Genomic DNA, 20411 nt, shown 5'->3' on the forward strand with positions numbered 1-20411 from the left:
AAAAACGGGCAGATCCTGATGGGATCTGCCCGTTTTTGCTATCAGGGGCGCGCCCTGCTCAAATCGTGGGGGTGGTCGTCCGGGCCCAGAGGCTCCGGTGGCCCTTCGAAAGCCGGCTCATCCACTGGCGGTTGCGGATCAGTTTCAGGCTCCGGGTCCGGGACGGCGTTCTGCATCTGCTCTTGCACCACCGCCTCGTCCACGCGTGGGTCCAGGCACGCGACCAGCGGCGAGCTGGACATGCTGTCGGGCATCGCCACGTGATGCAGTGGCGCATCGTCCACTTGATGCAGGTTGGTCACCGCTTTTGGCCGGATACGCCACACCAGAATCAACGCACACAGGCTGAAAAACGCATACAGCATGTGACTGCCAAACAGCTTCATGACCACACCGGCCAAGAGCGGCCCGATACTCGCACCGACCCCGTAAGTCACCAGCAACATGGCCGTCAGCGACACTCGGCGATCACCCTCCACATGGTCGTTGGAAAATGCTACCGCCAGCGGGTATAGGCAGAATTGCACCAGCGAACACAAGAACCCTGCCACGAACAGCACTTCCAAAGGCACGTGGGTCATCACGGCCAACGGCAACGCCGCCACCGCCAGGCACAAGGCAAAGCAGCGAATCAACAAAGCTCGGTCATAGCGGTCCGACAACCAGCCCAACGGCCATTGCACCAGCAGCCCCGCGAAAATACAGCTACCCATAAACAGACCGACCTGCTCGGTGGTCAGCCCCTGCTGAGAGGCATAGAGCGGCGCCAAACCGTAGAACGAACCCACGATCAAACCCGCGCCCAACACCGTACTGAGCGACTGCGGCACCCGCTTGATAAAGAAGCGCGGCTCCATCGGAGCAGGATGCAGAGGCGCCGGGTGAATCCGCCGAGTCATGGCCACCGGCACCAGGCACAACGCAAAGCACAGAGCGACCAGCATCAGCAATTCGAGACCGAGCTCGGGGTGCATCACCAGGATCAACTGACCCAACACCAACCCCAGATAGGACGCGATCATATAGCCGCTGAACACCACGCCCCGCTGCTTGGCATCCGCCTGCTCATTGAGCCAACTTTCGATGACCATGTACTGGCACATCATGCCCAGACCCACGATCATCCGCAGCACGATCCAGGCTGGCAGCCAGTTGATCAGGCCATGTCCCAACACCGCCGCGCCGACAATCCCGGCGCAGGTGGCATATGCACGGATGTGCCCGACCCGGGCGATCAGGCGATGCCCGATCTTGCCACCCAGCACCAGGCCAAAGTAGTTGGCGGCCATGAGCGCACCCACCCACAGGCTGTCGACATGGTCGGCCGCCAGGCGCAAGGCAAGGTAAGTACTGAGCAGGCCGGACCCGATCAACATCATCAAGGAGGCGAAATAAAGGGCTCGAAAAGATTTCCAGATTTGGCGCATCGGCGTTCCGAGCGGCTCCTTGCAGTGAGGGACAGGGCTATCGGCATGATAGTCCGGTGTGACCAGGCCCGGACAGGCGATATAGGCTGTTTTCCGGGAATATTTTACTTAATAGCTCAGACGCTGCCTGGCCGGTTGCAAGGTACAAAGGTTGCGATAAATACCCACGCACCTGCTGTGAACGCTGATCACCGGCAAGGTTCGACCGGTGTTCGTCAAGCACGCACAAAAAAGCCCCGCCAGAGCAATCTGTACGGGGCTTTATGTGCGAGGCTTTTTATACGGGCCACGAATCTGGTGTCCCAGGGCCGGTTCGAACGGCCAACCTTCCCCTTAGGAGGGGGATGCTCTATCCAATTGAGCTACTGGGACAAATGACAGCCATCCGGCCTACGGCGCAGCGACGGACGGCGTGCATGTTAACGGCCGAGGTGGGTTTTGTCATGTCGTCCGTAGGCTTTTTGAGTGTAGGCCGATCCTTGTTCGCAGAATGCCTGCTTCGCCCCGTAACCACGGGCACCTGGGCACCATCGTGCAAAATGCACTCCCCCAAAATGCCATCATTGCAAATTGCAACCTGTCGATCCTTTGAAGTAGACTCAAGCCATTGATTTTATTGAAATAATACATTGGCACGAGACCTGCAATACTTCTCCTACAAGACCCATTCAGCCACGGCGTTAAGCGGAGAACATGACCATGAACAGTGCACTTCTGTTAGCCCTCAACACCATAGCCCTGGCTGCACTGGTGATGTTCCATTTTCAGTCGACTGGCAGCAACGATCCGGCCCAGATCAGCCAGGCAGTGCCGCACCATCTGCAACAGCGCCCGCAACTGGCGGTGATGACGCCCGACGCGCAATCGCCGGTACGCCTGACCCAAGGCACCCAGGCCGCGCCCGCATCCGAACATTGGGTATTCTGAGGAAACCGCTCGTGACCAAATCCGCCTGGCTATTTTTATGCCTGACCATTGCCGCCGGCATCCTGGGCCTGGGTACCCGTTCGGAAGATGGACAAACGACCGCTTATGTTGCCGCTGGCGTGTTTGCCAGCCTGCTCCTGCTGACGCTCATCGTGGGCCGCAGAATCAAATTCGACCCGGTTTTACGCTGACCCCGCCTGCGCCCCATCTCTCCCGACCTTATGTCGCCCCGTCCTAGTAAATTAGCAAATTGCCACTAGTCTTAAAGGTAAGGGCAAAATGCCACTTTGCGATAGGATGTGCGGCCTCAACCCCTGAGCAGACTTGGACTTACGGGAAGTTCCGTTGAAGAATCGCTCGTCGAAAAGTTTTCCAACCAGTCCGCAAAAATGCAAATGAGTGCTGGCATTACGCCTTTAGGCAGTTCAATATTTGTCACAGAATTGACGCCAAGGAACTGTCAAATCTGAGGCATGATGCGATCTCTTTGCAATTCGGGTTGAACTTTGGTCGTGAGCCTTGTCATAACACTCATCTTGCGGCCAATTCCAAAAACCGCTCCCCTGAACTAACCGGTTAAATATATGCGCCCATTGAAACAGGCAATTTATTCCAGCCGTACGGCTGACAAGTTCGTCGTACGTCTGCCAGACGGAATGCGGGAACGCATTGCCGAGGTGGCTCGCAATCATCACCGCAGCATGAACTCCGAAATCATCGCGCGCCTGGAACAGAGCCTTATTCAGGAAGGTGCGCTGGGCGAAGAGTTGAGCATGCGCCTGGACAGCCCAGAGCTGTCACTGCACGAACGCGAACTGCTGCAGCGTTTTCGTCAGCTCTCCCACCGCCAGCAAAATGCTCTCGTCTCGCTTATCGCGCACGACGTTGAGGCGGCCGCAGAAGCCAATTAATCTGCAGTTGAAAGCCGAAGCCAGCCATGTGCTGGCTTTTTTTTGCCTGCGATTTGGGAAAGGAACGTCAGAAAGAGCAAGCAAAGCGGGAGCAGATCTGCTCCCGCTGTAATGGATCAGAGCAGGAAGATGGTCGCCAACCCCAGGAAGATGAAAAACCCACCACTGTCGGTCATGGCCGTAATCATCACACTCGCACCCATGGCCGGGTCGCGCCCGAGGCGGGCCAGCGTCATGGGGATCAGCACCCCCATCAGCGCAGCCAGCAGCAGGTTGAGGGTCATGGCGGCCGTCATCACGACGCCCAGCGACCAACTGCCATACAGCAAGTAGGCCACCACGCCGATCACGCCGCCCCACACCAAGCCGTTAATCAGCCCCACTACCAACTCTTTGCGCAGCAAGCGCGAGGAATTGGCCGTACTCACCTGGTCCAGTGCCATCGCGCGCACGATCATGGTGATGGTCTGATTACCGGAGTTGCCGCCGATACCGGCCACAATCGGCATCAGCGCCGCCAGGGCCACCAGCTTCTCGATAGAGCCTTCAAACAGCCCGATCACGCGCGAGGCGATGAAGGCCGTGATCAGGTTGATCGCCAGCCAGGCCCAACGGTTATGCAGGGAACGCCAGACCGATGCAAAAATATCTTCCTCTTCACGCAAACCCGCCATGTTGAGGACTTCGGTTTCACTCTCTTCACGAATCAGGTCGACCATTTCATCGATGGTCAAACGGCCTATCAGCTTACCGTTTTTGTCGACCACAGGGGCCGAGATCAAGTCATAGCGCTCAAACGCCTGCGCGGCCTCGTAGGCGTCTTCATCCGGGTGAAAACTCACCGTATCGCTGGCCATCAAATCCGCAACTTTCTTCTCGGGATCATTCACCAGCAGGCGCTTGATCGGCAGCACCCCCTTGAGAATGCCTTCGTAGTCGACCACAAATAATTTGTCAGTATGGCCGGGCAGCTCTTTGAGGCGGCGCAGATAACGCAGTACCACTTCCAGACTGACGTCTTCGCGGATGGTGACCATCTCGAAGTCCATCAGCGCACCGACCTGGTCCTCGTCATAGGACAGCGCAGAGCGCACGCGCTCACGCTGCTGACTGTCGAGGGCCTCCATCAGCTCATGGACGACATCACGAGGCAGCTCAGGGGCCAGGTCAGCCAGTTCGTCGGCGTCCATCTCCCTGGCGGCGGCCAGGAGCTCATGATCGTCCATGTCGGCGATCAGGGTTTCACGGACCGAGTCGGATACTTCGAGGAGGATGTCGCCGTCACGGTCAGCCTTGACCAACTGCCAGAGGGTCAGTCGATCACCCAGTGGCAACGCTTCAAGGATATAGGCGACGTCGGCAGAGTGCAGGTCATCGAGCTTGCGTTGCAGCTCGACGAGGTTTTGCCGGTGAACCAGGTTTTCAACGCGGTCGTGGTGCGGACCTTCCTGGCGGTGCGTGAGGTCTTCGACCACGCGCTGACGCTGCAGCAGCTCGATGACTTGAGCCAGGCGATCCTGCAGGCTGTCTTGTGTTTTCTTTACTTCTACTTCGGTCATAGGCGAACTCCACTCCCAGCAGCGGGGCACGCCGGAAGGATCAATCAGTCAATTCATGATTGGTAAAGCGGGGTACTGAGTAACTACTGGGTAAGTCCATGGAGGTATTCCACAAGCCCCGGCGGGGCTGACGGGCGCAATGATACACGCTGCGTGCGCCTTAACGCTAAAAAACTGGAAAGAACAAGCGCTTGCGAGCCAAAACTGAACATCGGCCGCACTTATGAACTGCGACGACACAGCGCGAAGGGAAAACACATGGGACGCAAGAAAAGATGAAGCCCAGGATCAATCCTACACAAACCCCAGACGGCAAAAAGCCCGCACTAGGCGGGCTTTTTGTTTGTATGGTGCACTCGACAGGATTCGAACCTGTGACCGCTCGGTTCGTAGCCGAGTACTCTATCCAGCTGAGCTACGAGTGCAGTTTGTGTTTTTAGACCAGATCACAACTGGTTGAAGCCGAATCACCTGCATTACTGCAACTGACTCTTAAATGGTGCACTCGACAGGATTCGAACCTGTGACCGCTCGGTTCGTAGCCGAGTACTCTATCCAGCTGAGCTACGAGTGCATTTGTTGCCGCGCATTATAGGCCGTTCAATCTCTATGTAAAGCTATTTTTTCGATTAATTTCAACAACTTACCGAAAAAACCAGATTGCAACGTACTAAGCAAATAATGGCGGAGAACGGGGGATTCGAACCCCCGACACCCTTTTGAGGTGTACTCCCTTAGCAGGGGAGCGCCTTCGGCCACTCGGCCAGCTCTCCGCAACACGGGGCGTATATTAACCACGTTCATCCCCGTTTGCAAACATAAAAAACGATAAAAATTAAAGGCTTGGTTCTTCGTCCTTCTCTTTCTTGATCCGCAGGTAGATTTCCTCGCGGTGGACAGCTACCTCTTTCGGAGCGTTAACCCCGATACGTACTTGATTGCCTTTGACGCCGAGCACGGTCACGGTGATTTCGCCATCACCGATAATCAGGCTTTCTGCGCACCGACGAGTCAGAATCAGCATACCTTTCTCCTCACGCATTTCAGTTCAGGAACAACAGTCTGCAAAAAAAAGGCGTTCGACCTACAGCCTGATGGCCATAGCCCTAACGGCCTAAGTATCGTCGAGCGCACGCAAAAGACCATGCGCTCCACAAAAAATGAAAGGCGCGGTAAACCGCGCCTTCCTGGCATCGCATCACTCGCCCGGTCGGGCCGGAGCGTCCAGCTCAAAAGCGGTATGCAGCGCGCGCACAGCCAGCTCCAGGTACTTCTCTTCGATCACCACCGAGACTTTGATTTCCGAAGTGGAGATCATCTGGATGTTGATGCTTTCCTTGGCCAGGGCACCGAACATACGGCTGGCAACACCGGCATGGGAACGCATGCCCACACCCACGATCGACACCTTGGCAATCTTGATATCCCCGATCACTTCACGGGCGCCAATCTGGCTCGCAGTGTGCTCCAGGATCTTGTGAGCCGCATCGTACTCGTTGCGGTGCACGGTGAAGGTGAAATCGGTGGTGTTATCGTGCGAAACGTTCTGCACGATCATGTCGACTTCAACATTCGCGTCGCTGATAGGCCCGAGAATCTTGAAGGCCACGCCCGGGGTGTCTGGCACGCCACGGATCGTCAGCTTGGCTTCATCGCGATTGAAAGCGATGCCGGAAATGATCGGCTGTTCCATGGATTCCTCTTCATCAATAGTAATGAGGGTGCCCGGACCCTCTTTGAAGCTGTGCAATACGCGCAGCGGAACGTTGTACTTGCCGGCGAATTCCACCGCGCGGATCTGCAACACCTTGGAACCGAGGCTGGCCATTTCCAGCATCTCTTCAAAGGTGATCTTGTCCAGACGCTGGGCCACGGACACCACACGCGGGTCGGTGGTGTACACGCCGTCCACATCGGTATAGATCTGGCACTCATCAGCCTTGAGGGCTGCTGCCAGCGCCACGCCGGTAGTGTCCGAACCGCCACGACCGAGGGTGGTGATGTTGCCCTGCTCATCCACACCCTGGAAGCCAGCTACAACTACCACGCGCCCGGCTTTCAGATCTGTACGGATTTTCTGATCGTCAATCTGCAGGATGCGCGCCTTGGTATGCGCGCTGTCGGTGAGGATGCGTACCTGGCTGCCAGTGTAGGACACCGCCGGCACACCACGCTTGTTCAGCGCCATGGCCAGCAACGCGATGGTCACCTGCTCACCGGTGGACACGATCACATCCAACTCACGCGGCAGTGGCTGTTGATCACCACTGATTGCCTTGGCCAGTTCGATCAGGCGATTGGTCTCGCCGCTCATGGCCGACAGCACCACCACCAGGTCGTCGCCGGCATCGCGGAATTTCTTAACCTTGTCGGCGACCTGCTCGATTCTTTCGACAGAGCCGACCGAGGTGCCTCCAAATTTCTGTACGATCAAAGCCATTTCTAAGCCGCCTCAGCCCGTAAAGGGGCGCCCAATAAACAAATCGTCCAGCACCTAAGCAAGCCCATGACTAGACCATGGGCTCGTTAACAGTGCCTTAAATGCCAGCCTCGACAAACGGCACGGTCAGGGCCAGGGCCGCGTCCAGGGCACCGGCGTCTACACCACCGCCTTGTGCCATGTCCGGACGACCACCGCCCTTCCCGCCCACTGCCGCGGCGGCTTGCTTCATCAAATCACCGGCCTTGAGTTGGCCAGTCAGGTCCTTGGTTACACCGGCAACCAGAACGACCTTTTCCTCATGGACACCGCCGAGCAGGATCACTGCGCGGCCGAGCTTGTTCTTCAACTGATCGACCAAGGCCAACAGCGCCTTGCCATCCTGACCGTCCAGGCGCACCGCCAAAACTTTCACACCCTTGACGTCCAGGGCGGAAGCCGACAAATCGTCGCCCGCCGCGCTGGCCGCCTTGGCCTGCAACTGCTCCAGCTGTTTCTCCAGCGCACGGTTGCGCTCCAGAACGGCCGACAGCTTGTCGATCAGGTTGTCGCGGCTGCCCTTGACCAGGCCGGCCGCTTCCTTGAGTTGTTCTTCAGCCGCATTGAGGTAGGCCAGGGCCGCAGCGCCGGTCACCGCTTCAATACGACGTACACCGGACGCCACACCGCCTTCGCTGATGATTTTCAGCAGGCCGATGTCGCCGGTGCGGTTGGCGTGGATACCGCCACACAGCTCCACGGAGAAGCTGCCGCCCATGCTCAGTACGCGCACTTCGTCGCCGTACTTCTCACCAAACAGCGCCATGGCGCCTTTTTTCTTGGCGGTCTCGATATCGGTTTCTTCGGTTTCCACCGGCGTGTTTTTGCGAATTTCAGCGTTGACGATGTCTTCCAGCGCCTTGATCTGCTCAGGCTTGATCGCTTCAAAGTGGCTGAAGTCAAAACGCAGGCGCTGGCTATCGACCAACGAACCCTTCTGCTGCACATGCTCACCCAGCACCTGACGCAATGCGGCGTGCAGCAAGTGAGTGGCCGAATGGTTCAAAGCGGTTGCATGCCGTACGTCGGCATCGACCTGAGTATCGACCGGCGCACCGACCGTCAGGTTGCCCAGTACCAGCACACCGTGATGCAGGAATGCACCGCCGGTCTTGGTGGTATCGCGCACTTCAAAACGGCCCGACGTCGAGCTCAGGAAACCACAATCACCCACCTGGCCACCGGACTCGGCGTAGAACGGCGTCTGGTCGAGGACCACCACCGCTTCCTCGCCTTCATTCAACACGTCGACCGATTTACCGTCTTTATAGAGAGCAACGATCTTGGCCGAACCAACGGTCGCCTGGTAGCCGACGAACTCGGTAGGTACATCAACCTTGACCAAGGTGTTGTAGTCCAGGCCAAAGGAGCTGGCGGAACGGGCGCGTACACGCTGCGCCTCCATCTCACGCTCAAAACCGGCCTCATCGACGGTCAGCTCACGCTCACGGGCGATGTCGGCGGTCAGGTCCATCGGGAAACCATAGGTGTCATACAGCTTGAACACCACATCGCCCGGCACCACGGTGCCTTTGAGCTCGGCCAGGTCCTGCTCCAGAATCTTCAAGCCATGTTCCAGGGTCTTGGAGAACTGCTCTTCTTCAGCTTTGAGCACGCGCTCGATGTTGGCCTGCTGCTGCTTGAGTTCCGGGAAGGCATCGCCCATCTCGGCCACCAGCGCAGCAACGATTTTGTAGAAGAAGTTACCCGTGGCGCCCAGCTTGTTACCGTGGCGGCAGGCGCGACGGATGATACGGCGCAGCACATAGCCGCGACCTTCGTTCGACGGCAGTACACCGTCAGCGATCAGGAAGCTGCAGGAACGGATATGGTCCGACACCACCTTGAGCGAAGACTGGTTGTCGTTGGCGCAGCCAATGGCCGCCGCCGAAGCACTCAGCAGGTTGGTGAACAGATCGATTTCGTAGTTGGAGTGAACGTGCTGCATCACCGCACTGATCCGCTCCAGGCCCATGCCGGTATCGACCGACGGCGCCGGCAGCGGATGCAACACGCCATCGGCGGTGCGGTTGAACTGCATGAACACGTTGTTCCAGATTTCAATGTAACGGTCGCCATCTTCTTCCGGCGAGCCGGGTGGGCCGCCCCAGATGTCGGCGCCGTGATCGTAGAAAATCTCGGTGCAGGGGCCGCACGGGCCGGTATCGCCCATGGTCCAGAAGTTGTCGGAAGCGTAGGGCGCGCCCTTGTTATCGCCGATGCGGATCATGCGCTCGACCGGTACGCCGACTTCTTTGGTCCAGATGTCATACGCTTCGTCGTCCGTCGCGTAGACGGTGACCCACAGCTTTTCCTTCGGCAGCTTCAACACGCCGGTCAGGAAGGTCCAGGCGAACGTAATCGCATCTTTCTTGAAATAGTCGCCGAAGCTGAAGTTACCCAGCATCTCGAAAAAAGTGTGGTGGCGAGCGGTGTAGCCGACGTTTTCCAGGTCACTGTTCTTGCCGCCGGCGCGTACGCACTTCTGGCTGCTGGTCGCGCGGGTATAAGCGCGCTTTTCCTGGCCCAGGAAGCAGTCCTTGAACTGGTTCATCCCCGCGTTAGTGAACAGCAGGGTTGGGTCGTTGCCTGGGATCAAGGAGCTGGAGGCTACACGGGTGTGACCTTGCTCTTCGAAGAAGCGAAGGAAGGCTTCACGGATTTCTGCGCTTTTCATTAGGTTCTTCCACGGAGTCTGCGGCCAAAGGCCAGTGCGCAACATCATCAGACGGAGCGACGGCAAAGGGCCGCATTATATCGGCCCTTTGCCAGTGGTACAGCGTGTTTATGTGATAGAAACAGTCAATTAGACGGTCTGCACTGTCATTTCCGGGAAAACTCGACAAATGTCTGCACGACCTGCTCGATCTGCGCCCGGCTGACATCCATATGAGTGACCATGCGCAGGCGCGGCGCGGCGCTCAACTTGATCCCGCGCTCAGCAGCAAACGCCTTAAACGCCTGTGCCTGGTCGCCGATCTGCACATACACCATGTTGGTCTGAACCGGCTCCACCGCGTAACCGGCCTTGCGCAACGCCTCCCCCAGCCATTGGGCATTGGCGTGGTCATCGGCCAGGCGCTGCACCTGATGATCCAGCGCATACAGCCCCGCTGCCGCCAGGGAACCGGCCTGACGCATACCGCCGCCGACCATCTTGCGCAAGCGGCGCGCCCTGGCGATCAAGGCCGTGGAACCGCACAACACCGAACCCACCGGTGCGCCAAGGCCTTTGGACAGGCACACCGATACGGAATCGAAATGCTGGGCAATCTCCCGCGCCGGCACCCCAAGCTTGACCGCCGCGTTATAAATACGCGCGCCATCCAGATGCAGCGCAAGGCCGTGTTCATGCGTGAACGCTCGCGCCTTCGCCAGGTACTCCAGCGGCAGCACTTTGCCCTGCATGGTGTTTTCCAGGGCCAGCAGACGGGTGCGGGCGAAGTGGAAATCATCGGGTTTGATTGCCGCCAGCACGTGATTCAGGTCAAGGGAGCCGTCCGCCTGCACCTCCAGCGGCTGCGGCTGGATCGAACCGAGGACGGCCGCGCCGCCGCCTTCATATTTGTAGGTATGGGCTTGTTGCCCGACGATGTATTCCTCGCCGCGCTCACAGTGGGCCATCAACGCCAGCAAGTTGCTCATGGTGCCGGTGGGCACAAACAACGCTGCCTCGAAGCCCAGGCGCTTGGCCAACTCGGCCTCCAAATGGTTGACGCTGGGGTCTTCGCCGTAGACATCGTCGCCACTGACGGCACTGGCCATCGCGTCGAGCATGCCGGGGGTGGGTTGGGTCACGGTGTCGCTACGCAGGTCGATCACAGACATGAAACAAGCCTCTAACGGGTATGTAAGTTCCTTTTATGGATGATTACTGCGGGTAAAGCCACGGAATATCAAGCCCCCGTTAGCATCAATCGAATACCAACCAAACAAACCGATATAGGTTATCGATAAGGCGATCGTGCAGTTTTTGAAAAACCATGTTAAAAACTCTCCGCCGCCAGGGTTCTGGCGGCAACGTTCTCAGGGCGGGGTGTAATTCCCCACCGGCGGTAATTGCACGCAACGTGCATAGCCCGCGAGCGCTTGGCGCCTTGAACTGCTCACGCAGGACGGCGGCAAGGTCAGCAGACCCGGTGTGATCCCGGGGCCGACGGTCATAGTCCGGATGAAGAGAGAACGGGATTGGCACCTAAGGGCCGCGCGCCGGGTTCATGCTTGCATGGCGTGGCTGTTCGTACCCTTAAATCCCATTCGATTCATAACGCCCTGTTTTTTTCTTAAACAGGAGTCAGAACATGCAACCCACCGCAATCGACAGCAAAAGCAAAAACCACCACGGCGAGCGCCTCGCGTTTATCCAGGCCTGCTGGCACAAGGATATTGTCGACCAATCGCGTAAAGGTTTCCTCGCCGAAATGATCGCCCAGGGCTACCAGGAATCGGACATCGATTTCTTCGAAGTCGGCGGCGCCTTTGAAATGCCCCTGCACGCCAAGCTGCTGGCCAAGACCGGCCGTTACGCCGGTATCGTTGCCGCCGCACTGGTGGTGGACGGCGGGATCTACCGCCACGAATTCGTGGCCCAATCGGTAGTCAGCGGCCTGATGCAGGTGCAGTTGGAAACCGAAGTGCCGGTGTTCTCGGTGTCCCTGACCCCGCACCATTTCCACGCTGGCAGCGAACACCACACGTTCTTCTACGAGCACTTCGTGCACAAGGGCCAGGAAGCTGCGCGCACCTGCGCCGACACCCTGCACAAGGTCCGTGCGATCCGTCGCAGTGAGCCACGCGCCTTAGCCGTTTAAGCTACAGCGCAAAACCAATGTGGGAGCGGGCTTGTGTGGGAGTCGGGCTTGCCCGCGATGCAGTCACCTCGGTGTGTCAGCCACACCGCGGTGATGCTATCGCAGGCAAGACAGCTCCCACATTTGACGGAGCCCGTCTCGCAGGCTCAGGCCAACCCGGCATCCGTGGTCGGCACAATCAATATCCCCGCGCGCAAACCATTCTTCACCTTCGGGTTCGGGAAGATGATGCGAGCACCCTCCTCCTCGATCACCCAACGGGTCTTGGCCACGTCTTCGGCCAGCAGATACCCCTTCGCCAACGGCGAGAAGTTTTCCACATCCGCCGGCAAGTGCAGCAGGAACGCATCGCTGTGCTTGATGACTTCACGGGACACGGCAAACAGCTGCAAGCCATCCAGGCTCACGGTCTCGGGCTCGGTGCCCTCGATGATCTGCTTGAGCCGGGTTTCCAGGCGGGACACATCCACACCCTGGTTCTGCCCGAACGGCCGCGCCTTGCCCAGTTCCAGCGTGAAGGCTTCGGCCTCCAGCTGCTCGTAGGTAAACGCCGTGAAGGTGATGGACGTCTTGTTCTGCAGCAGCACTGCTTGCATGCCGGCAGCGCACAGACGGGCCAGTTCGTGGCGCGAATGCTGACGCCCGTCTTTCCACGGGTACAGCGCAAACTGCTCGATCTTCGAGCCGCGAATGGCGGTGTGCAGGTCGTAATGCAGGCGCGAACGGCCGGGCAGGCTGAAAAAGCTGCGGGCCAGTTGCTCTAGCTCGGCGGCGCGCATGGCCTCCGGGCCGATGTTTTGTTCATGACGGCCGTTGAACAGCCGGTTGACGTCCAGTTCCAGGTAACGCTCGCCGCGCCGCATGGCCTCGGGGTTGCCGAACAGGAACAGAATACGGGTGCGGGGCTTGATCTCGCCACGGGCGATGCCATGCAACAGGCGGTCGAGCAGTTCGATCGGCGCCGTTTCGTTGCCATGGATGCCGGATGACAGCAGCACGTCGCTGCCATTGTCCAGGGCCTGCGGCGGGCGCACTTCAAGTGCGCCCTCGCTGAGCCAGCGCATCTGCACGCCGTCGACAGTCAGTTGAATTTTTTGCGCCGGTTCACGACCGGCGAGGGTCAGTTCAAGCAATTTGCCGAGGGCGAGCATAAGCAGCTTCCTTAGTGGTTGCAGCCTGGGCCGTGGACGTGATCGTCGTCGTCACCTTCGACGTCGGCCGGTTCCATTTCCAGTTGCAGGCTCATCAGGTTGGTGGCCAATGGGCGCATCAGCAGGTTGGCGTACTCGGCGTCGCCTTCTTCCACATCCACACCGATCAGCAACTGGCCACGGCCGTCGTGCTGGATCCAGATTTCCTTGCCCTGCCAGACCACGGCGACGCGGGTGCAGGAGGTTTCCAGCTGGGTGCCATCGGTGTCTTCAAGGATCAGTTTCAGGGTGTCGGTGGTCATAAAATAGTTCTCAGCCCTAGGGTGTAAAAAGAGGTGGCGTTAATTGATCTGGAAAGGATAAACCGAGCCCAGTTTAAGGATTTGCGTCAGTTCATCCAGTGCCGTCCGGCACTCAAGCAGCAACTGCGGGTCAGCCAGGTCGGTTTCACGCAGGCTGTCGCGGTAGTGCTTGTCGACCCATTGGGTCAGTGTTTCGTACAACGGCGCGGTCATGATAACGCCTGGGTTCACCGCCGCCAGTTCAGTTTCGTTCAACGCCACACGCAGCCGCAGGCACGCCGGGCCACCGCCGTTCTGCATGCTTTGCTTGAGGTCGAAGACTTTCACTTCGCGGATCAGCCCACCGGATGCGGTCAGGCCTTGCAGGTACTGCCAGACGCGCTCGTTGGCGCGACACTCTTCCGGCACGATCAGTAGCATCGAGCCGTCGGCGCGGGTCAGCAACTGGCTGTTGAACAGGTAGGAACGCACCGCGTCTTCGACACTGACTTGAGCGCGAGGCACGCACACCGACTGGAAGTTGCCGCCCAGCTTGCCCAACTTGCCTTGCAGTTCGCCCAGCATCTGTTCGGTATTGAGGAAGGCATCCTCGTGATAGAACAGCACCTCGCCGTTGCCCACGGCGATCACATCGTTATGGAACACGCCGGCATCGATCACAGCCGGGTTCTGCTGGGCGTAGACCACGCCGTCATCCTCCAAGCCGTGCAGGCGTGCGACGGCCTGGGAGGCTTCGAGTGTCTGGCGCGCCGGGTATTTCTGCGGGGCTGGGTAACGGGTGTCGAACGCACTGCGGCCGAACACGAAGAACTCGACACCGGCTTCGCCATAGTCACGGCAGAAGCGCGTGTGGTTGGCCGCGCCTTCGTCGCCGAACTGCGCCACCGCCGGCAACGCGGCGTGGTGGGCAAAGTGCTTCTGGTCGGCAAACATCGCCCCCAGCACGCGGCTGGTGGTCGGGTGTTCGATGCTGCGGTGGTATTTGCAGTTGAGGTTGGCGGCGGTGAAATGCACGCGGCCATCCGCCGTATCGGCACTCGGGCTGACAGTGGCGGCGTTGGCCACCCACATGCTCGACGCCGAGCAACTGGCAACCAGCAGCGGCATGGCGTGCTTGGCTGCTTGCTGGATTACCTGGGCGTCGGTGCCGCTGAAACCGAGGTTACGCAAGGCGGCCACGTCAGGTCGTTCCTGCGGCGCCAGCACCCCTTGCACAAAGCCCATGTCCATCAGGGCTTTCATTTTCTGCAGGCCCTGCAACGCCGCTTCCTTCGGGTTCGAAGACTGCTGGCTGTTGCTCTGGGACGCGACGTTGCCGTAGGACAAACCGCCGTAGTTATGGGTCGGCCCCACTAGACCGTCAAAATTGACTTCATAGGATTTCATCGGCGAGGCTCCACGAACATCTGTTTTTATAGGCATCTGGTGCAGATCTATAGCTGTAAACCCATTCAACTGTGGGAGCTGGCTTGCCTGCGATCCAGGCGACTCGGTCTTTCAGTAAAACCGAGGTGACGCTATCGCAGGCAAGCCAGCTCCCACATTTAGATCAGTGTCAGCTTCACTTCAGCGTTATACCTGGCGTCAGCGTGGCTGGAACCACCAGGCTTGGCGTTTCCAGGGACGCCACCGGGTACGCGCAATAATCCGCTGCGTAATAGGCACTGGCGCGGTGGTTGCCCGAGGCCCCTACCCCACCGAACGGCGCGGTGCTGGCGGCGCCGGTCAGCTGTTTGTTCCAGTTGACGATACCGGCACGGCTTTCCAGCCAGAACTGCTGGTAACGCGCTTCGGAATCCGACAACAAGCCAGCGGCCAGGCCGTACTGGGTGTTGTTGGCCTCGGCAATCGCCGCGGCAAAATCAGCGTAGCGGATCACCTGCAACAGTGGGCCGAACAGCTCTTCATCTTCGCGCTCGGTCACACCGGTCACGTCGATGATGCCTGGGGTCAGCAACGCGGCCTGATCCTGCGGCTGAGTCATTTCCAGCAGTGCCACAGCACCATTGGCCAACATCAGTTCCTGGGCGTCCATCAAGGCTTTCGCCGCACCAAGGGAAATCACCGAGCCCATGAATGGCGCTGGCTGCTGGTCGAATGCGCCCACTTCAATCGTCGCGCTGACCGCCACCAGACGCGCCAGCAACGCATCGCCCCAGGCGCCTTCCGGCACCAGCAAGCGGCGTGCACAGGTGCAACGCTGGCCAGCAGAAATAAACGCCGACTGGATGATGGTGTAGACCGCCGCATCCACGTCGGCCACTTCGTCGACCACCAGCGGGTTGTTGCCGCCCATTTCCAGGGCCAGGATCTTGTCCGGGCGCCCGGAGAACTGCTGGTGCAGGTGGTTGCCGGTGCGGCTCGAACCGGTGAAGAACAAACCGTCGATACCCGGGTTGGCCGCCAGCGCGATGCCGGTTTCCCGCGCACCTTGCAGCAGGTTCAGCACACCTGCCGGCAAACCGGCTTCGATCCAGCACTGCACGGTCAGCTCGGCGACTTTAGGGGTCAGCTCGCTCGGCTTGAACAGCACGGTGTTACCCGCCAGCAGCGCCGGGACGATATGCCCGTTCGGCAAGTGGCCCGGGAAGTTATAAGGGCCGAACACCGCCACCACGCCGTGGGGTTTGTGGCGCAATACGGCGGTGGCGTCGCCCAGGGGGCCGCTCTTTTCGCCGGTACGTTCACGGTAGCTTTGCACCGAGATCGCAATCTTGTTGGCCATGCTGGTGACTTCGGTGGCCGATTCCCACAGTGGCTTGCCGGTTTCCTCACCGATGCAACGGGCGATTTCATCGGCACGGCTTTTCAGCGTGACGGCGAAGGTTTCCAGCACGCTGATGCGTTCTTCCAACGGGCGCCGGGCCCAGCCCGGGAATGCCTGGCGCGCAGCCTGCACGGCGGACTCGACCTGCTCGGCGGTGGCGCCATTGCCGGTCCACAGCACCTGCTGGGTCACCGGGTTGCGCGATTCAAACAGTTCACCCTGGCCGGTCAGCCAAGTACCTGCGATATACAGCGAATTCATTACTTGGACTCCCGGGCAGCAGACAACGGAACAGCACGCACTTGATCACCCACCACCAGTTGCAGGCGTTTGGCGGTCAACGGATCGACCACCAGGGTGCCTGCCGCCAGACGGGCCGGTGCGGCGGTAATGCGGCACTCTTCGCGCTTGCGGTTATGGATCAGGAACGGCGTGGCGTCGTCCCCCGGCGTGCCGATGGCCAACACCAGTGACTGGCTGTCGCGCACCGCACGGATTTTGCTGGTCTCACATTCCACCGCCGGGCCGGCGTCGAAGATATCGACATAGCCCTGGTAGCTGAAACCTTCGCTCTTGAGCATGCTCAGCGCGGGCTCGGTATCGGGGTGGACCTTACCGATCACATTGCGCGCGTCTTCGGAAAGGAAGCAGCTGTACAGCGGAAACTTCGGCATCAGCTCGGCGATAAACGCCTTATTGCCCACGCCGGTCAGGTAGTCGGCCTGGCTGAATTCCATCTTGAAGAAGTGCCGGCCCAGGCTTTCCCAGAACGGCGAACGCCCGGCTTCGTTGGACACGCCGCGCATCTCGGCAATGATCTTGTTGCCGAACAGCTGCGGGAATTCAGCGATAAACAGCATGCGCGCCTTGGCCAGCATGCGGCCGTTGAGGCCGTTGCGGTAATCGGCATGCAGGAACAACGAGCACAACTCGGAATTGCCGGTGAGGTCGTTGGCCAGAAACAGTGTCGGAATCTCACGGTAGATGTTCAGCTCCTGGGAAGCGCTGACGGTCAGCCCCACCCGGAAGTTATACCAGGGCTCACGCAGGCCGACGGCACCGGCGATGGCAGAAATACCCACCACGCGGCCTTCGTCGTTTTCCAGCACGAACAGGTAGTCGGCATCACCCCGCCCGGCTTCGCCGCGAAAGGTTTTTTCCGCCCAGCCAACCCGGTGGGTCAGGCGCTCTTCGTTGGCCGGCAAGGTGGTGAGGCCGGTGCCGGTGCTGCGCGCCAGATCAATCAGGGCCGGTAAATCGCTGCTGCGTACGGGACGAACGATCATGCTATCTCCTCAAACAGGCCGCTGTTGCCAGCCACCCGCGAAACTCTGTGTTTAAACCGCAACCAGACGCACGCTGGCACCTTCACCGACGCCCAGGGCCTCAGCGGTGTCCAGGTCCAGGGTCACCGGTTTGCCGGGCGCGTAGTCCAGGTCCAGCATCACCGCGCGGTAATCCTGCAACTGCGCGTTGCTCACCAGGTACTGGCGGCCGACACCCTTGAGCATCTCGCCGATCTTCACCGGCACCACGCGGCTCTGCGCGATCGAACGAATACCCGAAACCCGCGCGTGCAGCGTCGGGCCGCCGTCGAAGATGTCGATGTAATGGTCGGTCTCGAAGCCTTCGCGCATCAGGATGTCGAAGGTGATCTGCGCACGCGGGTGCACCTGGCCCATGGCTTCCTGCGCTGCGTCCGGCAGCAGCGGCACGTAGATCGGATAATGCGGCATCAGCTCGGCGAGGAACGTGCGGCTTTTCAGCCCGCACAGGCGCTCGGCGGCGGCGTAGTTGAGGTCGAAGAAGTTGCGGCCAATGGCGTCCCAGAACGGCGAGTCGCCGTTCTCGTCGCTGTAGCCGACAATCTCGGTCACCACCGAGTCGGCAAAGCGCTCGGGGTGGCTGGCGACGAACAACAGGCGACCACGGGAATTGAGTTCCGACCACGCTGAACCGACCAGCTCCGGCACCACGTAGAAACTGGTGAGCAAGCTGTTGCCGGTGAGGTCGTGGCACTGGGAAAGCACGTGAATCTTGTTGTGAATTTTCAGCTCGCGGGAGGCGTGCACGAAGGTTTCGTTACGGAAGCTGTAGAACGGCTCCGAGTAACCGGCCGACGCGACGATGGCCGAGCAGCCGGCGAGCTTGCCGGTGTCGGTGTCTTCGAGCACGAAGAAGTAGCTCTCTTCACCGTTGAAACTGACCTCGGCCGCGAAGGACGCTTCGCTGGCGGCGATCTTGTCGCTCAGGCGTTCCACATCATCCGGCAAGGAGGTGACACCAATCGGGCTGTCCGCAGCCAGACGCTGTACCTCGCCCAGATCAGCCATTTGCGCGGGGCGCATCACCAGCATGGTGTCACTCCTTAACTCGAAAAACTCACAGGAAAAAATGCCAGGCACGAATTTGAAACCAGCGAAGGACAAGTGTGGGAGCGGGCTTGATCGCGAATGCGGTGGTTCAGTCACCTGAAATGTTGAATGACACACCGCTTTCGCGAGCAAGCCCGCTCCCACATTGGATCTTCACGGCTCCAATCAAGAGGCCCGGCACAAAAATTTAGGTTCGATGCCCAATCGATTGAGCACCGAACGGCGTATCAAGCTTGCGTCAACGTCTTCACAGCACGTTCAAAACGGTCCAGGCCTTCCTGGATGTCTGCGTCGTCCACCACCAGGCTCGGGGCGAAACGCACCACGTCGGGGCCGGCTTGCAGGATCATCAGGTTTTGTTTTTCGGCCGCGTTGAACACGTCCTTGGCCTTGCCTTTGAAGGCATCGCTGAGCACACAACCTATCAGCAGGCCCAGGCCGCGCACTTCGGTGAAGATGCCGTATTGCTTGCCGATCTGCTCCAGGCGCGCCTTGAACAGGTCGTGCTTGGCGTTCACACCGGCCAGCACTTCTGGGGTGTTGATCACGTCGATCACTGCTTCCGCCACTGCACAGGCCAGCGGGTTGCCGCCGTAGGTGGTGCCGTGAGTGCCGACCACCAGGTGCTTGGCCAGGTCTTCACGGGTGAGCATCGCCGCAATCGGGAAACCGCCGCCCAGGCTCTTGGCGCTGGTGAGGATGTCCGGCACCACGCCGTAGTGCTGATAGGCGAACAGGTGGCCACTGCGGCCCATGCCGGTTTGCACTTCGTCGAACACCAGCAGCGCGTTGTTCGCGTCGCACAGCTCGCGGGCGCCTTGCAGGTAAGCCAGTTCGGCCGGCAATACGCCGCCTTCGCCCTGGACCGGTTCCAGCACCACGGCGCAGGTCTTGTCCGACACAGCGGCTTTCAGCGCCGCCAGGTCGTTATAAGGAACGTGGGTGATGCCGGTGATTTTAGGCCCGAAACCATCGGAGTACTTCGACTGACCACCGACGTTAACGGTGAACAGGGTGCGCCCGTGGAAGCTGTTCAGCGCAGCGATGATCTCGTACTTCTCAGTACCGAAACGGTCGAACGCGACGCGACGGGCCAGCTTGAAGGCGGCCTCGTTGGCTTCGGCGCCGGAGTTGCAGAAGAACACCCGCTCGGCAAAGGTGGCGTCGATCAGCTTATGCGCCAGGCGCAGGGCCGGCTCATTGGTGAAGACGTTGGACACGTGCCACAGCTTGTTGGCCTGTTCGGTCAGCGCACCGACCAGCGCCGGGTGGGCGTGGCCCAATACGTTAACCGCGATGCCGCCGGCAAAGTCGATCAGCTCGCGGCCCGCCTGGTCCCATACGCGCGAACCTGCGCCACGCACGGGGATGAAGGCGGCAGGTGCGTAGTTGGGAACCATGACCTGGTCGAAATCGGCACGTTGCACCGGGGCTTGCTCAACGGACATCGGAGTCTCCTGAAGAGGAACGCCTGCCTGGAACTGGCGGGCGATGCAGGGATTGTAAGGACAGTTTTCAGTGCGGCCTTGCCGCCAAGCGACAACTTCTTATAGCGCCAACCCCGGTTTTACGCGGGTTTACGGCAATGCGACAAATAGCGTCGCAATGGCGCAGTGTAAACCAGCGGCAGATTTTTCGGCACAACGCCCCGGGATCAGAACAACCCATGCCCATTGCAATAACCCAATAACGCCGCCGCACC

At 59.6% G+C, this 20411-nt stretch carries 17 protein-coding genes, 4 tRNA genes and 1 riboswitch; of the genes, 4 read left to right on the top strand and 17 right to left on the bottom strand.

All coding sequences use genetic code 11. From position 1 onward, the window contains the following. Positions 1 to 41: 41 nt before the first annotated feature. Positions 42 to 1427, bottom strand: a complete 1386-nt coding sequence (locus ACDZ94_RS01010; RefSeq protein ID WP_064453783.1) for an MFS transporter — start codon at positions 1425 to 1427, stop codon at positions 42 to 44. Between the two features lie 295 nt (positions 1428 to 1722). Then, positions 1723 to 1799: transfer RNA gene (locus tag ACDZ94_RS01015), tRNA-Arg, on the bottom strand. A 327-nt stretch (positions 1800 to 2126) separates the two neighbouring features. On the opposite strand from ACDZ94_RS01015, the gene ACDZ94_RS01020 reads away from it, so the two are divergent. From ACDZ94_RS01020 to ACDZ94_RS01030, 3 genes are all read left to right on the top strand, one after another. Continuing rightward, positions 2127 to 2354: a hypothetical protein gene (locus ACDZ94_RS01020; RefSeq protein WP_064453784.1), complete on the top strand. Its 228-nt coding sequence runs from the start codon at positions 2127 to 2129 to the stop codon at positions 2352 to 2354. Between the two features lie 11 nt (positions 2355 to 2365). After that, a complete protein-coding gene (locus ACDZ94_RS01025; protein WP_432750950.1) occupies positions 2366 to 2545 on the top strand; it encodes a PA3371 family protein in 180 nt (59 codons plus the stop codon). 393 nt (positions 2546 to 2938) lie between these two features. Then, positions 2939 to 3265, top strand: coding sequence for an Arc family DNA-binding protein (locus ACDZ94_RS01030; protein WP_003193592.1), 327 nt, complete (start codon positions 2939 to 2941; stop codon positions 3263 to 3265). Positions 3266 to 3381: 116 nt separating this feature from the next. On the opposite strand, the gene mgtE is transcribed toward ACDZ94_RS01030, so the two are convergent. From mgtE to ltaE, 8 genes are all read right to left on the bottom strand, one after another. Then, entirely contained in the window at positions 3382 to 4824 is a 1443-nt protein-coding gene (gene mgtE / locus ACDZ94_RS01035; protein ID WP_064453786.1) for a magnesium transporter, read from the bottom strand. 348 nt (positions 4825 to 5172) lie between these two features. Beyond that, positions 5173 to 5249: transfer RNA gene (locus ACDZ94_RS01040), tRNA-Arg, on the bottom strand. A gap of 72 nt (positions 5250 to 5321) precedes the next feature. Next, a tRNA-Arg gene (locus ACDZ94_RS01045) sits at positions 5322 to 5398 on the bottom strand. Between the two features lie 108 nt (positions 5399 to 5506). Beyond that, positions 5507 to 5597 (bottom strand) — tRNA-Ser (locus tag ACDZ94_RS01050). A 62-nt stretch (positions 5598 to 5659) separates the two neighbouring features. Next, the gene (gene csrA / locus ACDZ94_RS01055) at positions 5660 to 5848 is read right to left on the bottom strand and encodes a carbon storage regulator CsrA (RefSeq protein WP_003175645.1); all 189 of its coding nucleotides are present in this window, start codon (positions 5846 to 5848) and stop codon (positions 5660 to 5662) included. Between the two features lie 174 nt (positions 5849 to 6022). Beyond that, positions 6023 to 7264 (bottom strand): aspartate kinase, encoded by a 1242-nt coding sequence (locus ACDZ94_RS01060; protein ID WP_064453787.1) that lies wholly within the window; start codon positions 7262 to 7264, stop codon positions 6023 to 6025. 97 nt (positions 7265 to 7361) lie between these two features. Next, entirely contained in the window at positions 7362 to 9980 is a 2619-nt protein-coding gene (alaS, locus tag ACDZ94_RS01065) for an alanine--tRNA ligase (RefSeq protein WP_432750951.1), read from the bottom strand. A 146-nt stretch (positions 9981 to 10126) separates the two neighbouring features. Further along, the gene (gene ltaE / locus ACDZ94_RS01070) at positions 10127 to 11131 is read right to left on the bottom strand and encodes a low-specificity L-threonine aldolase (protein ID WP_432750952.1); all 1005 of its coding nucleotides are present in this window, start codon (positions 11129 to 11131) and stop codon (positions 10127 to 10129) included. 190 nt (positions 11132 to 11321) lie between these two features. Then, positions 11322 to 11491: riboswitch (FMN riboswitch) on the top strand. A 113-nt stretch (positions 11492 to 11604) separates the two neighbouring features. On the opposite strand from ltaE, the gene ACDZ94_RS01075 reads away from it, so the two are divergent. Then, positions 11605 to 12114 (top strand): 6,7-dimethyl-8-ribityllumazine synthase, encoded by a 510-nt coding sequence (locus ACDZ94_RS01075; protein WP_432750953.1) that lies wholly within the window; start codon positions 11605 to 11607, stop codon positions 12112 to 12114. Positions 12115 to 12260: 146 nt separating this feature from the next. On the opposite strand, the gene astE is transcribed toward ACDZ94_RS01075, so the two are convergent. The 7 genes from astE to ACDZ94_RS01110 all read right to left on the bottom strand — a co-directional run bounded on the left by astE (position 12261) and on the right by ACDZ94_RS01110 (position 20157). Then, positions 12261 to 13265: a succinylglutamate desuccinylase gene (gene astE / locus ACDZ94_RS01080; protein WP_064453791.1), complete on the bottom strand. Its 1005-nt coding sequence runs from the start codon at positions 13263 to 13265 to the stop codon at positions 12261 to 12263. Positions 13266 to 13276: 11 nt separating this feature from the next. Continuing rightward, the gene (locus ACDZ94_RS01085; RefSeq protein ID WP_003214319.1) at positions 13277 to 13567 is read right to left on the bottom strand and encodes a hypothetical protein; all 291 of its coding nucleotides are present in this window, start codon (positions 13565 to 13567) and stop codon (positions 13277 to 13279) included. 39 nt (positions 13568 to 13606) lie between these two features. Then, positions 13607 to 14953: an N-succinylarginine dihydrolase gene (gene astB / locus ACDZ94_RS01090; RefSeq protein ID WP_432750954.1), complete on the bottom strand. Its 1347-nt coding sequence runs from the start codon at positions 14951 to 14953 to the stop codon at positions 13607 to 13609. Between the two features lie 175 nt (positions 14954 to 15128). Continuing rightward, a complete protein-coding gene (gene astD / locus ACDZ94_RS01095) occupies positions 15129 to 16595 on the bottom strand; it encodes a succinylglutamate-semialdehyde dehydrogenase (RefSeq protein WP_262666076.1) in 1467 nt (488 codons plus the stop codon). Further along, positions 16595 to 17620 carry an arginine N-succinyltransferase gene (gene astA / locus ACDZ94_RS01100; RefSeq protein ID WP_053257616.1) on the bottom strand — a complete coding sequence of 342 codons (1026 nt, stop codon included), beginning with the start codon at positions 17618 to 17620 and terminating at the stop codon, positions 16595 to 16597. The genes astD and astA overlap by 1 nt, the downstream gene beginning before the upstream one ends. 51 nt (positions 17621 to 17671) lie before the next feature. Then, the gene (aruF, locus tag ACDZ94_RS01105; protein WP_064453794.1) at positions 17672 to 18691 is read right to left on the bottom strand and encodes an arginine/ornithine succinyltransferase subunit alpha; all 1020 of its coding nucleotides are present in this window, start codon (positions 18689 to 18691) and stop codon (positions 17672 to 17674) included. A 245-nt stretch (positions 18692 to 18936) separates the two neighbouring features. Further along, entirely contained in the window at positions 18937 to 20157 is a 1221-nt protein-coding gene (locus ACDZ94_RS01110; RefSeq protein WP_064453795.1) for an aspartate aminotransferase family protein, read from the bottom strand. Positions 20158 to 20411 lie beyond the last annotated feature (254 nt).

Source organism: Pseudomonas sp. UBT, from assembly GCF_050915955.1.
In the GTDB taxonomy this organism is placed as follows: Bacteria; Pseudomonadota; Gammaproteobacteria; order Pseudomonadales; family Pseudomonadaceae; genus Aquipseudomonas; species Aquipseudomonas antarctica_A.

What these genes read in the sequence shown, in the direction of transcription:
- ACDZ94_RS01010 (WP_064453783.1), bottom strand. Translation starts at nt 1,427, where the DNA reads ATGCGCCAAATCTGGAAATCTTTTCGAGCCCTTTATTTCGCCTCCTTG.
- ACDZ94_RS01020 (WP_064453784.1), top strand. Translation starts at nt 2,127, where the DNA reads ATGAACAGTGCACTTCTGTTAGCCCTCAACACCATAGCCCTGGCTGCA.
- ACDZ94_RS01030 (WP_003193592.1), top strand. Translation starts at nt 2,939, where the DNA reads ATGCGCCCATTGAAACAGGCAATTTATTCCAGCCGTACGGCTGACAAG.
- mgtE (WP_064453786.1), bottom strand. Translation starts at nt 4,824, where the DNA reads ATGACCGAAGTAGAAGTAAAGAAAACACAAGACAGCCTGCAGGATCGC.
- csrA (WP_003175645.1), bottom strand. Translation starts at nt 5,848, where the DNA reads ATGCTGATTCTGACTCGTCGGTGCGCAGAAAGCCTGATTATCGGTGAT.
- ACDZ94_RS01060 (WP_064453787.1), bottom strand. Translation starts at nt 7,264, where the DNA reads ATGGCTTTGATCGTACAGAAATTTGGAGGCACCTCGGTCGGCTCTGTC.
- alaS (WP_432750951.1), bottom strand. Translation starts at nt 9,980, where the DNA reads ATGAAAAGCGCAGAAATCCGTGAAGCCTTCCTTCGCTTCTTCGAAGAG.
- ltaE (WP_432750952.1), bottom strand. Translation starts at nt 11,131, where the DNA reads ATGTCTGTGATCGACCTGCGTAGCGACACCGTGACCCAACCCACCCCC.
- ACDZ94_RS01075 (WP_432750953.1), top strand. Translation starts at nt 11,605, where the DNA reads ATGCAACCCACCGCAATCGACAGCAAAAGCAAAAACCACCACGGCGAG.
- astE (WP_064453791.1), bottom strand. Translation starts at nt 13,265, where the DNA reads ATGCTCGCCCTCGGCAAATTGCTTGAACTGACCCTCGCCGGTCGTGAA.
- ACDZ94_RS01085 (WP_003214319.1), bottom strand. Translation starts at nt 13,567, where the DNA reads ATGACCACCGACACCCTGAAACTGATCCTTGAAGACACCGATGGCACC.
- astB (WP_432750954.1), bottom strand. Translation starts at nt 14,953, where the DNA reads ATGAAATCCTATGAAGTCAATTTTGACGGTCTAGTGGGGCCGACCCAT.
- astD (WP_262666076.1), bottom strand. Translation starts at nt 16,595, where the DNA reads ATGAATTCGCTGTATATCGCAGGTACTTGGCTGACCGGCCAGGGTGAA.
- astA (WP_053257616.1), bottom strand. Translation starts at nt 17,620, where the DNA reads ATGATCGTTCGTCCCGTACGCAGCAGCGATTTACCGGCCCTGATTGAT.
- aruF (WP_064453794.1), bottom strand. Translation starts at nt 18,691, where the DNA reads ATGCTGGTGATGCGCCCCGCGCAAATGGCTGATCTGGGCGAGGTACAG.
- ACDZ94_RS01110 (WP_064453795.1), bottom strand. Translation starts at nt 20,157, where the DNA reads ATGTCCGTTGAGCAAGCCCCGGTGCAACGTGCCGATTTCGACCAGGTC.